The sequence below is a fragment of the Microcoleus sp. S28C3 genome, assembly GCF_036700785.1.
Taxonomy (GTDB): domain Bacteria; phylum Cyanobacteriota; class Cyanobacteriia; order Cyanobacteriales; family Microcoleaceae; genus Microcoleus; species Microcoleus asticus.
On sequence record NZ_JAUBPO010000033.1, the window covers coordinates 48,726 to 62,622 of the forward strand.

13 protein-coding genes are annotated in these 13,897 nt (G+C 48.1%); 4 read left to right on the top strand and 9 right to left on the bottom strand.

The window, feature by feature from the left end; genetic code table 11:
* Positions 1-392 precede the first annotated feature (392 nt).
* Complete coding sequence (rpsF, locus tag QUA13_RS12385) at positions 393-728, bottom strand: 30S ribosomal protein S6 (RefSeq protein ID WP_006631907.1); 336 nt, start codon at positions 726-728, stop codon at positions 393-395.
* A 66-nt stretch (positions 729-794) separates the two neighbouring features.
* On the opposite strand from rpsF, the gene QUA13_RS12390 reads away from it, so the two are divergent.
* Positions 795-1,661, top strand: a complete 867-nt coding sequence (locus tag QUA13_RS12390; protein ID WP_333189193.1) for a carbohydrate ABC transporter permease — start codon at positions 795-797, stop codon at positions 1,659-1,661.
* A gap of 372 nt (positions 1,662-2,033) precedes the next feature.
* Here the strand turns inward: QUA13_RS12390 and QUA13_RS12395 are convergent, their stop codons facing one another.
* Positions 2,034-4,589 carry an HDIG domain-containing metalloprotein gene (locus QUA13_RS12395; protein WP_333198754.1) on the bottom strand — a complete coding sequence of 852 codons (2,556 nt, stop codon included), beginning with the start codon at positions 4,587-4,589 and terminating at the stop codon, positions 2,034-2,036.
* 84 nt (positions 4,590-4,673) lie between these two features.
* Between QUA13_RS12395 and QUA13_RS12400 the strand changes: the two genes are divergently transcribed.
* A complete protein-coding gene (locus tag QUA13_RS12400; protein WP_333198757.1) occupies positions 4,674-4,931 on the top strand; it encodes a hypothetical protein in 258 nt (85 codons plus the stop codon).
* A gap of 102 nt (positions 4,932-5,033) precedes the next feature.
* Here QUA13_RS12400 and QUA13_RS12405 read toward each other — a convergent pair whose 3' ends face one another.
* The 6 genes from QUA13_RS12405 to glyA all read right to left on the bottom strand — a co-directional run bounded on the left by QUA13_RS12405 (position 5,034) and on the right by glyA (position 11,546).
* Positions 5,034-6,182, bottom strand: a complete 1,149-nt coding sequence (locus QUA13_RS12405) for an ADP-ribosylglycohydrolase family protein (RefSeq protein WP_333198759.1) — start codon at positions 6,180-6,182, stop codon at positions 5,034-5,036.
* Between the two features lie 183 nt (positions 6,183-6,365).
* On the bottom strand, positions 6,366-6,806 hold the full coding sequence (gene aroQ, locus QUA13_RS12410) for a type II 3-dehydroquinate dehydratase (protein WP_333198761.1): 441 nt from the start codon (positions 6,804-6,806) through the stop codon (positions 6,366-6,368).
* Positions 6,807-6,925: 119 nt separating this feature from the next.
* Positions 6,926-7,063: a hypothetical protein gene (locus QUA13_RS12415; RefSeq protein ID WP_006631912.1), complete on the bottom strand. Its 138-nt coding sequence runs from the start codon at positions 7,061-7,063 to the stop codon at positions 6,926-6,928.
* Positions 7,064-7,362: 299 nt separating this feature from the next.
* Positions 7,363-8,619, bottom strand: coding sequence for a competence/damage-inducible protein A (locus tag QUA13_RS12420; RefSeq protein WP_333198763.1), 1,257 nt, complete (start codon positions 8,617-8,619; stop codon positions 7,363-7,365).
* 133 nt (positions 8,620-8,752) lie between these two features.
* Positions 8,753-9,808 carry a glycosyltransferase family 4 protein gene (locus QUA13_RS12425; RefSeq protein WP_172188067.1) on the bottom strand — a complete coding sequence of 352 codons (1,056 nt, stop codon included), beginning with the start codon at positions 9,806-9,808 and terminating at the stop codon, positions 8,753-8,755.
* 454 nt (positions 9,809-10,262) lie between these two features.
* Positions 10,263-11,546: a serine hydroxymethyltransferase gene (gene glyA, locus QUA13_RS12430; protein WP_333198765.1), complete on the bottom strand. Its 1,284-nt coding sequence runs from the start codon at positions 11,544-11,546 to the stop codon at positions 10,263-10,265.
* A 168-nt stretch (positions 11,547-11,714) separates the two neighbouring features.
* On the opposite strand from glyA, the gene QUA13_RS12435 reads away from it, so the two are divergent.
* On the top strand, positions 11,715-11,912 hold the full coding sequence (locus QUA13_RS12435; RefSeq protein ID WP_006631916.1) for a hypothetical protein: 198 nt from the start codon (positions 11,715-11,717) through the stop codon (positions 11,910-11,912).
* 204 nt (positions 11,913-12,116) lie between these two features.
* Positions 12,117-12,590 (top strand): Tic20 family protein, encoded by a 474-nt coding sequence (locus QUA13_RS12440; protein ID WP_333198767.1) that lies wholly within the window; start codon positions 12,117-12,119, stop codon positions 12,588-12,590.
* Positions 12,591-12,684: 94 nt separating this feature from the next.
* On the opposite strand, the gene QUA13_RS12445 is transcribed toward QUA13_RS12440, so the two are convergent.
* The gene (locus QUA13_RS12445; RefSeq protein WP_333198769.1) at positions 12,685-13,461 is read right to left on the bottom strand and encodes a fumarylacetoacetate hydrolase family protein; all 777 of its coding nucleotides are present in this window, start codon (positions 13,459-13,461) and stop codon (positions 12,685-12,687) included.
* Positions 13,462-13,897: the final 436 nt, after the last annotated feature.

Below are 13,897 nucleotides of genomic sequence, written 5' to 3' on the forward strand. Positions count from 1 at the left end.
TTAAAGCACTTTCGTAATTTTGTAAATCTAGTAAGTAGGTAGGCGCTGTAAAACACAATTATGTTAAGGATTGTAAAGTATTCTTAGCCCTAAGCGTGGCTAAGTTAGCCCTGTTTACATAATTCTACATAGCTCGGTTTAATCCCGCTTACCTACTTATAATTTCAATTAACATCAAGTCCCGCCCTAAAGAAACTATGCTGTACCCACAATTGCAGAGAACCCCCTAGCCCCTTTTTCAGGAGGATGCCAGGGGGAGCGAAAGGCTCTGACGTTAGTTTTTCAAGTTGTGTGTACAGGGTAGCCCTTAAGAAAGGCGTGCCCGGGAATAAGCGGCCCTAATCGTCAAACAGTAGACAGGTGCTACATCAGACGTTAAGTTGACACGAATGCTACTCGGCGACTTCCGCTTCCGCTTCCGCTTCAGGTGCATCTGGCACATCTTGCTTGATTGTCAAATAGCGAATCACTTCTTCGCTCAGACGCATCGCGCGCTCCAGGGTAAAAATTGCAGCGCCCGGAGCTGTATAGTTCATTTGAACGTATACTCCGTCCCGGTGCTTGCCGATTTCGTAAGCCAAACGGCGCTTGCCGCGGTGCTGAGTTTCGATGCTTTCAGCACCTTGATCGCGCAAAATAGTTTGATATTTAGCGATCGCCTGGTCTGTCATTTCCTCACCCAAATCTGGGCGCAGAATGTACATAGTTTCGTAAATAAACGGTTTCATGGCAATAATCCCCTTATGGACAACAAGGCTTCTCACGAAGCAAGGACTTATAATCATATCCCAACAATGAACAATCTCAAAACCAAAAAACCAAATTCCCCAAACAACACTCCCTCGCGGTGGAGCACCCTGTGGACGTACAGCATCATGAGCGCGATCGCACTTTTAATGCTCTTTCCTTTGCTGTGGCTTCTGAGTACCTCCCTCAAATCCCCCACGGAAAACATTTTTCAATTTCCCCCGCAACTGTGGCCGCAACAGCCCACCCTCGAAAACTTCATCAAAGTTTGGCAAACCAACCCCTTCGGCCGCTACCTGTTCAACAGCACCCTGATTGCCGGCCTCACAGTTAGCATCAACGTCCTCTTTTGCGCCCTCGCCGCTTACCCCTTAGCCAGACTCAACTTTCGAGGCCGCGAAGCCATCTTAATCACAATCGTTTCCACAATCATGATTCCCTTCCAAATAGTCATGATTCCCCTATACATATTGACAGTACAACTCGGGCTAAAAAATAGTTATTTAGGCGTAATCTTTCCCGGACTAGCCTCAGCCTTCGGCATCTTTTTATTACGACAAGCATTCCTAGCAGTTCCCAAAGAACTAGAAGAAGCAGCCCGCATCGACGGCTGTACAGAATTAGGCATTTGGTGGCACGTCATGATTCCGGCAATTAAGCCAGCTTTAGTTACTTTAGGAATTTTTGTATTTATCGGTTCTTGGAGCGACTTTCTGTGGCCGCTGCTAGTTTTAGACAGGCCAGAATATTACACGTTACCTTTAGGGGTAGCCAATTTAGCCGGGACATTTTCTTTGGATTGGCGTTTAGTTGCGGCGGGTTCCATTATTTCTATTGTTCCAGTTTTAGGACTATTTTTGCTTTTGCAAAAATACATTGTGCCGACAGAAACCGCCACCGGAGTCAAGGGATAGAATCAAGATAAACAATCGGCATTTATCTGCGTTCATCTGCGGTTAAAAATTCAAATATTTTGAACTCACAACTCACCAAATTTATTTGTTATGTAGGAACGGTCAGAAATTCGCTGGATTGTTGACCGCGCTGGGGTTGTAGATACTATCATCGCTTTTGCAAATGCGATCGATGCCCAAGACTGGCAAAAATTGCGATCGCATCTAGCAGACCAAATAGATATCGACTATTCAGAATTCCCAGGAATCAAACAAACTGTAGTAATTATCAGCGATAATACTCAAGTGCATGGCGCTTTGCGGGACACATCGCAATAAAATCTAATGCACAACTCAAATGCGATCCTAGGTTTCACAATTCAAAATTTCCTCCTACCTGGGAGTGAAAACTGCACTAGGATAAGCAATCCGCTTGTGATTAAACTGTTCCCAAACCCGCACAAAAATCTCCGCAATTAGAGACATATCCTCCCGAGTCAAACCCGAATCGAGCAACTGATTATCCTGCCAGCGAGCCCTCAAAATCCGATTAACCATATTCAAAGCCTCTTCATGAGTAGCATCCTTGAGCGATCGCAAAGCAGCCTCGCAAGAATCCGCCAGCATCAGAATCCCCGTTTCCCGCGACTGCGGAATCGACCCGTCGTAGCGAAAATCCTCCTCCCTCACTTCCCGACTTTCGATTGTTAACTTTGAATTATCCGGATCTGCCAAAGCCGTCTTTAAATCTTCTGCTTCTTTTGCAGCAATTTGCTGCGCTTGGTGGTAGAAATAAGCAATTAACATTGTACCTTGGTGTTCGGGAATAAACGCCTGAATCGCCTTCGGCAATCGATGCTTCCGCGCCATCACCAAGCCCTCGGTAACGTGCTTTTTAATAATCTCCGCGCTCGCCCAAGGGTCATTAATTTGATCGTGTTTGTTGGCCCCGCCCATTTGATTTTCACAAAACCCGAGGGGGTCGTGCATTTTTCCAATATCGTGGTATAATGTGCCAGTTCTGACCAGCTCAACATTGCAGCCGAGCTCCCGAGCCGCCGCCTCCGCCAAACTCGCCACAAACAGCGTGTGCTGAAAAGTCCCCGGAGCCTCGGCAGCCAACTTCTTCAACAGCGGGCGGTTGGGATTGGCAAGTTCCGCCAGCCGGATCGGCGTAATCAAGTCAAAAACGTGTTCCAAATAAGGGCTGATGCCGATCGCCACAACGCTCCAAGCCAAACCGGCCAAACTTTGCGCGCCCACAGTACCGAGCACGACGTACCAAATCGCACCGGCAGCCGCGCTGGCAATCAAAGTCCCCACCAGATAAACCGTTCCCTGAGTCAAACCGACAGCCACTCCCAGAAGAGCCAATTCCTCGCGAGATCGCAGCCGCCCCGCCATAAAAGCGCCCAGCAATCCCCCCGCCCCGCTAGCCACCAAATGAATCAACTCTACATTTAAGCCAACGGGCAGCAGCGCCGATAGCAGCCCCACCACAGTCACTCCCACCGCCGAACCGTAGAAGCCTCCCGCTAAAATCCCGATCGCGGGCAAACTCGTCCAAGGCAGCCCCAAACTCACCAGCACCGGGGCGCTCAAAGTCAGCAGCAGCAATAGCAAATGATCTCTGCGGCGCAAGCGGTAGTGCCTTTCCACCAGCAGTACGATCGCAATTGCCCCTCCGACTAAACAAACAAAACCCGTCAGCCCCAGCCAATTTACCCCCCGCCGGCTCAAACCAAAATAGTCCAGCAACACGAAATCTTGCTGCGCGATTTCTGTTCCTTCTGCAACAATTATCTCGCCCTGCTCTACTGCGATCATCACCGGTTTGACCTTTTGCGCCGCTAATTCAGCTAGCTGTTTGGTTTCCTCGGGATCTCTCACCAGATTTGGCTGCAAAATCGCTGTTAAACCCTCAATCGCCAAAGCTTGGGACTCTAACGGCACTTCATCTGCCACTTGCAGCTTCACAGCTTCTTTCAAAATTTCTTTTGGCAACCCCTGCAAGATACCTTGAGCCAACATCCTTTTTGCCGCGCGACTCATACCCGTTTGGGTTTTCTGCCAAGCTGCTTCGGACAAATCAAACAGCGAAGTATCGTAAATTTGTGGGAGTCCTAAAACCGACGGCTTTTCCAGCGCCTCCACAGCATTGAGATAGCGTCGGCGAGCCGAGGAAATACTCTCTGTCAGGCTTTGAAAGTCTGCCGCCCGCACCGATCGGCTGTAAGCTTGCAGTTGAGCGACAGCATCCTGCTGAGACTTGTTCTGCGTCTGCCCAGCAATTGCGGGGGAATCCAAACTCAACCGCTCGGAAGTTGCACTGTTGTCCCCCGCTTGCGCCAAAATAGATCGCCACTCCCACTCGGGACAGCCCCGCAAGTAAACCTGAGCCGCATTTGAGAGCGCCGAGGGACTCACAAACGGAAACGGGCCTACCGCCCCCCGCAGCTCGCTCCCCTGCTGCAAAAGTTGTTGCAATTCTTGATAAATTTGTTGATCGACCGCAGGATCGAGCATTAATATCGCTACAGCCCCGATCCGCGCTGCTTTCCGCTGTTCTTCAGTAGTTTTGTAATCGGGGATGCTAGCACTAGCAGGAGCCTTAATCGTCTCAGGAGCTTTCGTCCCCACATCCAGTTTCGGCTGGTTGTAGAAGCGGTGGCCCAGAGTGCTGCTTAGGGAAACTACCGCTACGAGCGCCAACATTGGGGAACGAGCTTGATTTTTGAGGCTTGATTTTGAGGTTTTACTTGTAAATAAACTCGTAAAAGTCTCGGGCAGAACCAATTTCTGGCGCGACAAGCGGCTCAGGAGAGGCCCGCCAGCGCGTGAGGTATCTGCTTTGCTGCCGCCATTTTGCACTTTAGCAATATGTTGGCGCAGTGAGCGCGCAGCCCCTAGCTGCTCAATCTGCCGCATCAATGAGGAGAGCGTATTCATTTGTGTCGAAGATATATCACTGTTATCCAGCAGCTTTGTCAGAAATTCTGACGGTGCATCTTGATTGAGTTTATCCGAACTACCGTGGCTGAATATTCAACCGCCCAGGCTACTTTGCCTGACTATCGGCTGCTGTTGGGTTTTCTGACTGTTTTCCTAACTTTAGCCAACAACGCAAGCAGCTTCTTTGCTTCCCTTGTCCATCTTGAACAAAACTCGCGCGCCAGGGCTAAAAACCTTGTTTCTCCGTTGATTATTCGTTTCCCAACCCCATCTTCTCGTAGAAACCAGGTGTTTTGGGGCAAGCGCGTCCGATTTAATTTTTTACTTTTTAATCTTTAATTGTCGCTCTCCTTCGGCTTGCGTTTTTGACTTGTTAATTGCTAATTGCTAATTTCTCATTGCTAATTAATACTTTCCCCTCCCTGTTAAAAGCTCAAAAATTTATACTTTACGAGGTCTAATGACATAAGGTGCAGCCACCGCTCGGGCTAGCGCTGCGGAATCCATGCCGGCATCGGGCCTGTAAACTCCTGCCCAAACAGCAAACAGGTTATTTGCTAACTCTACAATTTTTGCATCGCTGCCCGTTCCCCAGAGCGAGGGTTCTTCGCCACAGGCCAAAGCCTGCGGTTCAACCGTAACCGAAGATACCTGTCGCCATTCTACAGGAATCGCAGCAGCACCGTTGTAAGCTCCAGACAAAGCTCCTGTCAAAGCGCAGGTGAGTTGTGTGGCTATGCCACAGCGGGCAGCCCGCACCACTGACAAGCGCAAGTCTTCTGGGGTGTTCAAGAAGCAGTAGAAAGCTAAGGCAATGGGAATAAAATTTTCTGGGTTGACAATTGACTCCGTTTGTAGTTTTTTCTCGCCTTTGCCCTGTGTTTCTCTCAAAGCTGTGGCGCTTTTGCAAAGATGAGTTGCGGCTGTTTCTAAATCGGCTCCCTGTTTTAGTAGTATTTGCACTTGCAGCAGCAGCTCTGTTAAGGCATTATCTGTTTTCACGTAGGCAATTGTTTGCTCGATTGCTGTCGCGGGGTCAAGTCTATCTTTGAGAGTTCTGGCGATCGCATATCCTACTGCTAAAATTGCTGTATCCCATTCTGGCTTGTTGGCGTTGGGCCAAACCTCTATCGCCAGCATGATTTTTTCTCGCAGCTTGGCTTTATTTTCGTGAAAAAACATCGCAGCAGGCAGCGCAGCAATGGCAGCTTCAGAAGGGTTAAGCAGGCTTTGAAACTCACTGCTTAGCGGAGGATAGATTTCGGAATTGGCAAATGCTTGCCAAGTATCGCGCCAATCTTTTAAATCTAAACCCCTACCCCGAATTAAACTTTGAGCGCACGCCACCGCAAGTCTCCCGGATTCGGATGATTGTTTGCCAGTTGGGATTTTGCTGTTGGGAGAATTCAACGCCAATGTTGGCCCACTCAGTGTCAATTGTTGGTGTTTCGTCAGTTGTAAAATCGGCGGCAAGTCTCCTGTTTGGGAGGGAATACCCACGAGTTGCCTTTGGTATTGCAGACCTATAGAGTCTCCTAAAACTGCGCCCAGGATGGTTCCTTGAAACTTGCTCAACAGGGAATGCCGCATTTTAATTTAACTCAAGTTCCTAGTAATTGGTAATTGGTAATTGGTAATTTATAATTGGCAATTTATAATTCTTCTTGGTTTCCCTTTTTGCCTAACTCTTCTGATTAATTTGAATGACAACCAAACATATAAGGGCTGGTTTTCCATATAAAACCTGCCCTCCTCTGAACAATCAGTTAATTTTTAATTTTCCATCAGGTAACTAACTAGAGCTTGCAGCCCCAGCCGGTAACTTTCTGAGCCAAAACCGCTGATTTGCCCGATCGCCACCGCTGCGATAAACGAGTGATGGCGAAAAGCTTCCCGCCGGTAAATATTGCTCAGATGAACTTCTACCGCAGGGATATTCACCGCGGCGATCGCGTCTCTAATTGCCACACTCGTATGAGTATAAGCTCCAGCATTAATCAATAAGCCTTGGTGCTGCCCTAACATCGAGTGAATTGCATCCACCAAGACCCCTTCATGATTCGACTGCTGAATTGAGACTTTCACCTGGAGGGCTTGCGCTTCTCGTTCTAGCAACTTGTTGATATCATTTAAAGTCGCAGAACCATACACTCCAGGTTCTCGCTGACCCAATAGATTCAGATTAGGGCCGTGAAGTACCAGGATATTTAACAATTTTAAAATTTCCAGCGCAACAAAAGTTATGAGAGTTTTGACTTTGGATTTACAACCAGTCTGTAACCTCAAAGCTCAAACCTCAAACCTGAAACCTCAAACTTCAAACCCACTCCCGACTACCTGCGATTCCTGGGTTGGTTGACAGGAATACGAATCGGTTCGAGTTCCGGTTCAGGTTCGGGACTCAGCAGTCCTTCTATCAGCTTGCGAACCCATTCTTTAATTTGTTCCAGCACCTTTTCAATGTCTTCCATTGAACGGATAGCTCCTTTTTTTATAGTCTAGATTGCTAAACCGACGGCTAAATATCTGAAAATAAGCAAGCACGACTTTGAAACCAAAGGTCAAACTTGCTTTCTCGCTTGCTGGTTATTTTGAGCAATGGAGAGAGTCAGTATATTGGCCAATCAGTCCTATCTTATTATCATAACGAATCTTTACAGATAATCAAGAGGCCAGCGGAATATTACCGAACTATCTCGGAGTAGAGAGTGTTAAATAAAGCTTAAGCTTACGGCTGACTGTTGACAATTGACAAAACGCTGGATATTTTTTACGCTTTTGCAAACAATAATTTACGCCGGAGCCGATCGAGCGCCGTACAGCTACTCAGATTCCGAATCCAATCGCGCCCTCGGGCATCGCCAAAGCGGTATTCAAAACTTTCTGCGTCGCCGTGGGGGCCCGCTAAACCGACATACACCAATCCGACAGGTTTAGCGTCTGTGCCGCCTCCGGGCCCGGCGATGCCTGTAATGCTCAATCCCCAATTGGTATTGAGGCTGGCGCGCACCCCCGCAGCCATTTGTTTGGCCACTTGGTGGCTGACTGCCCCAAACTCGGCTAAATCTTGCGGATTCACACCTAATAATCCTTCCTTGACCCGATTGTCGTAAGAAATAATCCCGCCTAAAAAGTAGCAAGAACTGCCGGGAACACCAGTCAGCATCGCCCCCAATCCTCCTCCGGTGCAGGATTCAGCCACGCTGAGAGTTTGCCCCGCATCCAGCAACAATTGACCGACAATCGAAGCGAGGGTATCGCTATCAGCACCGTAACAGTCTAAGCCGGCAATTTGCCGCAATTGTTGTTCGATCGGCTCAATCAAATTTTTAGCAGCCACTTCCGACTCCGCGCGGGCTGAAATCCGCAGTTTGACTTCGCCGTGATTGGCGTAGGGAGCCACAGTAGGATTAGTTAAATTCAGAAAACTCTCTACTTTTTCGGCCAATGCCGACTCAGCAATGCCCCAAAATTTCAATGTGCGGCTGTAAATAGTTTCGCTGCACCAGCCGCCATTTTTCAGGTAAGGAACGGCAGTTTCTCGCCACATCAAGTGCATTTCCGCCGGTACGCCGGGAAATGTCATCACTGTCACGTTGTGAACCGGCTGCCAAATAATGCCCGGTGCAGAACCGCTGCGGTTTGGCAGAATGTCCGCAGTTTCTGGAATTAAAGCTTGTTTGCGGTTGCTGGGACTCATGGTGCGTCCCCGCTGGGCAAATTTGTATTCGATATCTGCGATAATTTCCGGCTTTTCTATTAAGGGAACCCCAAAAAAATCGGCGATCGTTTCGACTGTCAGGTCGTCTGGTGTGGGACCGAGGCCTCCGGTGAAGAGCAAAATCTGCGATCGGCTGACGGCGATTTCTAACACTTGTTTGATGCGTTCTGGATTGTCCCCCACCACTGTTTGATAGTAGTGAGGGATTCCCAGACTCGCTAATTCTTTGGCTAAAAACTGGGCATTGCTATTAAGAATATCGCCTAACAGCAATTCAGTGCCAACACAAATAATTTCAGCAACCATGCAATTTTAGATTTTAGATTTTAGATTTTAGATTGGGGATTGGGGAATTGGGGGATTGGGGAATTGGGGATTGGGCATGGAGCATTAGAAATTATTTTTCTTCCTTCTTCCTTCTTCCTTCTTCCTTCTTCCTTCACCTAGCGTGTCTCCAAACTTTCCAGCTAGCATATCCCAGCAAACTTGTTGCACCCATAGCGTAAATTACGCCGCTCGGAAGCGAAAAAGCTAAGGCTAAACTTCCTACCCACAGTGTCAGCGAGTAAATAAATAAAACCGCAAATCGATGGGATAGTCCGGCTTGTAGAAGTCGGTGGTGGAGGTGGCGCTTGTCAGCAATAAACGGTGACTTGCCGTTGCGAAGTCGATCGAGAATCACGGCCGACATATCTAAAATCGGTACAGCTAAAATTAAATATGGCAGCAACACAGAAGTAACAGCCGTAGTTTTAACCAACCCAATTACTCCCACTCCAGCGAGAGTAAACCCGATAAAATAAGCCCCGCCATCTCCCATAAAGATTTGGGCCGGATTGAAGTTGTAGCGCAGAAATCCCAAGGCCCCGCCAGCTAAAGCCGCTGCAATTAGGGCTGCGGCTGGTTGGTGCATCGACAGACTGACAATCAGCATTACAACTGCTGCAATCCCTGAAACTCCGGCAGCTAAACCGTCCAAACCGTCAATCCAGTTGATGGCGTTGGCCATGCCGACGAGCCAAATCACGGTAATTGGCAAGCTCAGCCAGCCAATATCTGTCAGTCCCAGGGAGGGAACTGTGAGAAACTCAATTTTTACCCCTGCCATCCAAGCGATGCTGGATACGCCAATTTGCATGAGCAAGCGTTTTAATGCCGACAGGGAAAATAAGTCGTCTGCTAAACCGATGAGGAAGAATCCGATGCCGCCGAGGGTGACTCCCCAAATTTCGTATTCGTCTTTGGGATTGAGAACTTGTCCGCTAGCATCGATGAAGCCTCCTGAAAGCCAGACAAATAAGAGGGCACTGAGAGTGCCGAGAAAGATGGAAACTCCTCCCAAGCGCACCATCGGGCGCTGGTGGACTTTTCGCTCGCCTGGTCGATCGACTCGCCCGCTTTTGAGACCAATTTTTTTGACTATTGGCGTACTCCAGAGGACGACGATCGCAGAAATCAGAAAAGCTACTACGTGGTACAGATACTGGTACGGCATCTGAAATCAATTTTAAATAGTGCGGGGCAATTAGTCTGTCAGGCAGAGTCTACTACATTTCAGATGGCTTATAACAAGGAAACATCTTGAAGAGCGACTGGGGGTTTGGGAGTCGGAGATTTGCCGCAATGGCAGTTGCCCTGGGGCGAATTGTCAGGTTTTTCATTCATAACTCTCGAATTAACGATTTGAAATATCGACTCTTTCGCGACCAAAAAAGTCGATATTTGGCGAGCGGGCCCAGTTGAGCGGTATCTTTCGCAACCTACAAATACCTTTATTCAAACCAGCCCCGCCCGACAAATATCTTTACTAAAAACCGTCTTGGCGAGCGATCTTTTTGGTGAAAACCTCTTGTCAATATCGCTACCGGCAACTCTCAATCTTTTCCTGCTCTTTTACCCTTTTACCCGTACACTTCCAACTACCAATTTCCCATTGCCGATCAGGAAAATTAAGCTAATGCCGGCACTTTCAAGTACAAGTGGGGATATAACGGGAAGCGATCGCACAGTGCTGCTACTCGTCGCAGGCAGTCGGCGGCGACGCTTTCATCATCTGGATTTAGCAGTCGATCGGCGATAATATTGCCAATCTCGGTAAATTCTGCTGTTCCCATTCCCCTGGTGGTCATCGCCGGCGAACCGATTCTCAAACCGCTGGTGACAAAGGGCGATGCCGGATCGAAAGGCACGGTATTTTTATTAGCAGTAATATTCACACCGCTGACTAATTGGTCGGCTCGCTTGCCTGTCATGTTTACCGAGCGCAAATCAACTAGCATTAAGTGATTGTCCGTGCCGCCGGAAACGAGTTTTAAACCCCGCTGCTGCAACTGTGCAGCTAAAGCGCGCGCATTTTCAATTACTTGACCGGAATAAGTTTTAAATTCAGGCTTTAATGCTTCGCCAAAAGCTACTGCTTTGCCCGCAATGACGTGTTCTAAGGGGCCACCTTGAGTGCCGGGGAAAACTGCTTTGTCAAACTTTTTACCTAATTCCGGGTCATTAGTCATAATCAAGCCACCACGGGGGCCGCGGAGGGTTTTGTGAGTGGTGGTGGTGACTGCGTGACAGTGGGGGAGGGGGTTGGGGTGATGCCCTGTGGCGACTAACCCGGCGATGTGGGCGATGTCGGCGAGCAGGTAGGCTCCGATTTCGTCGGCGATCGCTCTAAACTTCTCAAAGTCGATAATTCGCGAATATGCTGAATAGCCGCAAATGAGCAATTTTGGTCGGTTTTCTTTGGCGAGTGCCAAAATTTCGTCGTAGTCGAGCTGTTCTGTTTCTTGGCTGACGCCGTAGTGAAAAGCTTTGAACCATTTGCCGGATACGTTGACCGGCGAACCGTGGGTCAAGTGTCCGCCGTGGGACAAATCCATGCCCATAATTCCGTCTCCGGGTTCCAGCAAGCTCAAAAATACTGCAAAGTTGGCTTGAGCGCCGGAGTGGGGCTGGACGTTGGCGTGAGCGGCTCCAAATAGCTGTTTGGCGCGATCGATCGCGATTTGCTCGATGCCGTCAATAAATTCGCAGCCGCCGTAGTAGCGTTTCGCTGGCAGTCCTTCGGCGTATTTATTGGTCAGCACTGAGCCTTGAGCTGCCATTACCGCTGCGGAGGTAAAGTTTTCGCTGGCGATGAGTTCTAGGTGGTCTCGCTGCCGCTGGAGCTCTTGCCCGATTAAATCGGCAATGAGCGGATCGGTTTTGGAAAGGAATTCTAAGTTAGTGTCCGTCACAATAATCAACCTCTTGACAATTTTGGGATTGGGAATTGGGGATCTTTTAGCCTACTACGGATTTCGCACCATTGACAGAAATATTACGTTGTGTTCAGGTTAAGCCGTTTGTCCTAAACTCCTGACATACAATGAAATTACTGGTGTGAAACCTGCCGGAGGTATCAAATGTTAGTCATTTTAATGGAAAATCAGATGCTTGCCCCTCAGTGTGTTTGCCAAAGTTGTTTGCTGGCAGATCGCACAGGCCAACCGCGTTGGAGCGGTGGAGAGCTTCGCTGTGGACATCCAGTTGCTAAACCTACGGAAAATTTGCCCGATCGGTACGAGTGTCAAATGGGCTTCGTCATTGCCAATATAAAATAATCATCGGGCATGGGGCATGGGGCATGGGGCATGGGGCATGGTCACTATTAACCCGACTCGATCTAAGTTCCCCTGCATCTGGTACTTGAGGCTGCTATCCGCCCACAGATGAGCAAATTCCGGGCGAGTCGGAACTCAGCCTGCTGCGTTATGCTGATTTTAATAGGAATTGATAGTTAATCGATCGACTCAGGAGAGTTCATTATGACTTGGCGCGGATCTACAACTGTTCCAGACCGGATTTTTGCTTCTTTGCCTTATTTGCTCCCGCTGATTGACGGGCTGTCGTTTGGCAGGTTTCTGTTTACACAGTTTCCTGTCCTGCAACTGTTGTTGATACCGCTAGCTCCTTTGATGCAACTTTATAGTTTGCCCTTTGCTAGCTTGATTATCTTCTTTGCCCTGTATTTAGGAGTAGTTAGAAACGAAAACATCAGTCACTTCATTCGTTTTAATGCGATGCAGGCGATTCTTTTAGACATTGTTTTGATGCTGTGCGGTCTGGTTTTGCCGATTTTTTCTAAAGGCTTACAAGTCGCATTTATTGCGGAAACTCTGTATAACATGGTGTTTTTGGGCGCTTTTGCTGCATTTGTGTATGCAGTCGTTCAGTCGCTTTTGGGACGCTATGCAGAGATTCCTCCGCTTTCGGATGCTGTTTATATGCAGGTTCGTTAGTTAGTTGACTGTTGACAGTTGACAGTTGTTAGTTGGTTATTATTTGTTGGTTCTAATGCCCAATGCCCAATGCCCAATGCCCAATGCCCAATAACTAATAACCAATAACTACTGTATTTTCAAGACTGCCGATGCCTTCAATTTCGATGCGGACTCGATCGCCTATTTGTAGCGGCCCTACTCCTTGTGGCGTTCCAGTCAGTATCACATCACCGGGAATTAGGGTCATTATTTGACTGATGTAGGAGACGAGAAAGTCTGGCGAAAAAACCATGCGATCGATCTGGGATGACTGTACCGGTCGCTCGCTCTCATTGATAAAAGTCTGCAATTGTGCAGCAGGACTCAGTTCGCGGACAATCCAAGGCCCCAAGGGACAAAAAGTATCGAACCCTTTGGCCCTCGCCCACTGGTTGTCCCGCTTTTGCAAATCTCTAGCTGTTACGTCATTGGCGATAGTATATCCCCAAATTTTGCCGTGTGCTTGTTCGGGAGTGCAGTTGGTACAATGTTCGCCAATCACCAGGGCCAATTCTCCTTCGTAGTCTACTCTTTCCGACTGCTGCGGATAGCGAATCGCTCCACCTGCGGGGATGACAGCACTCGGAGGCTTGAAAAACAGCAGGGGTTCAGCAGGTACTGGGGTTCCCATCTCGGCGGCGTGATCGACATAATTTTTGCCTACGGCTACAATTTTTGAGGGAGAGCACGGGGCGAGAATTTGGTAAGTATCTGGTGAAAGTTCCAAATCAGTTGGTTGTCCTTTTAACCAGGGCGGTGCATCAAATACTTGAACGCTGTGGCCCAGTTGCAGTAAACCGTAATGGATGTGTCCTTGTGTTGTTTTAACTCGAACGTAGCGCTGGGCCATAGTATTTTAGATTTTAGGTTTTAGATTCTAGATTAAAAGGATAGCGGAATAGGACTTGCAGTACGATGTTCTCTCAACAATCGTCAGGGTTTCGAGGCGCCAATCATGGTAATGAGTGAGAGTTTGCCCTATTTCCCTAAGATGCGGCTTGTACGATATTATGTCATCGTTTCAGAACAATTAGGTTTCTACCGGGAATTCAGTGCAAAGACTGAGTTGAGCAATTACCCTCGATTGGCCTACGCAATATTTACGCAATCAAAATCAAGTTTGTGTGAAATAATAGTAAATTACCTGTTCTTTGGCACGTAAATTAGCAGTTATTCTTACAGATTTATACAGGATTTTCCGAGTACGTAATTATACCAATTTACTATGAAGTTGCACTTAATATAGCTTCAAGGATATAGTCCCAACCACAGAGGGATAAAACTTC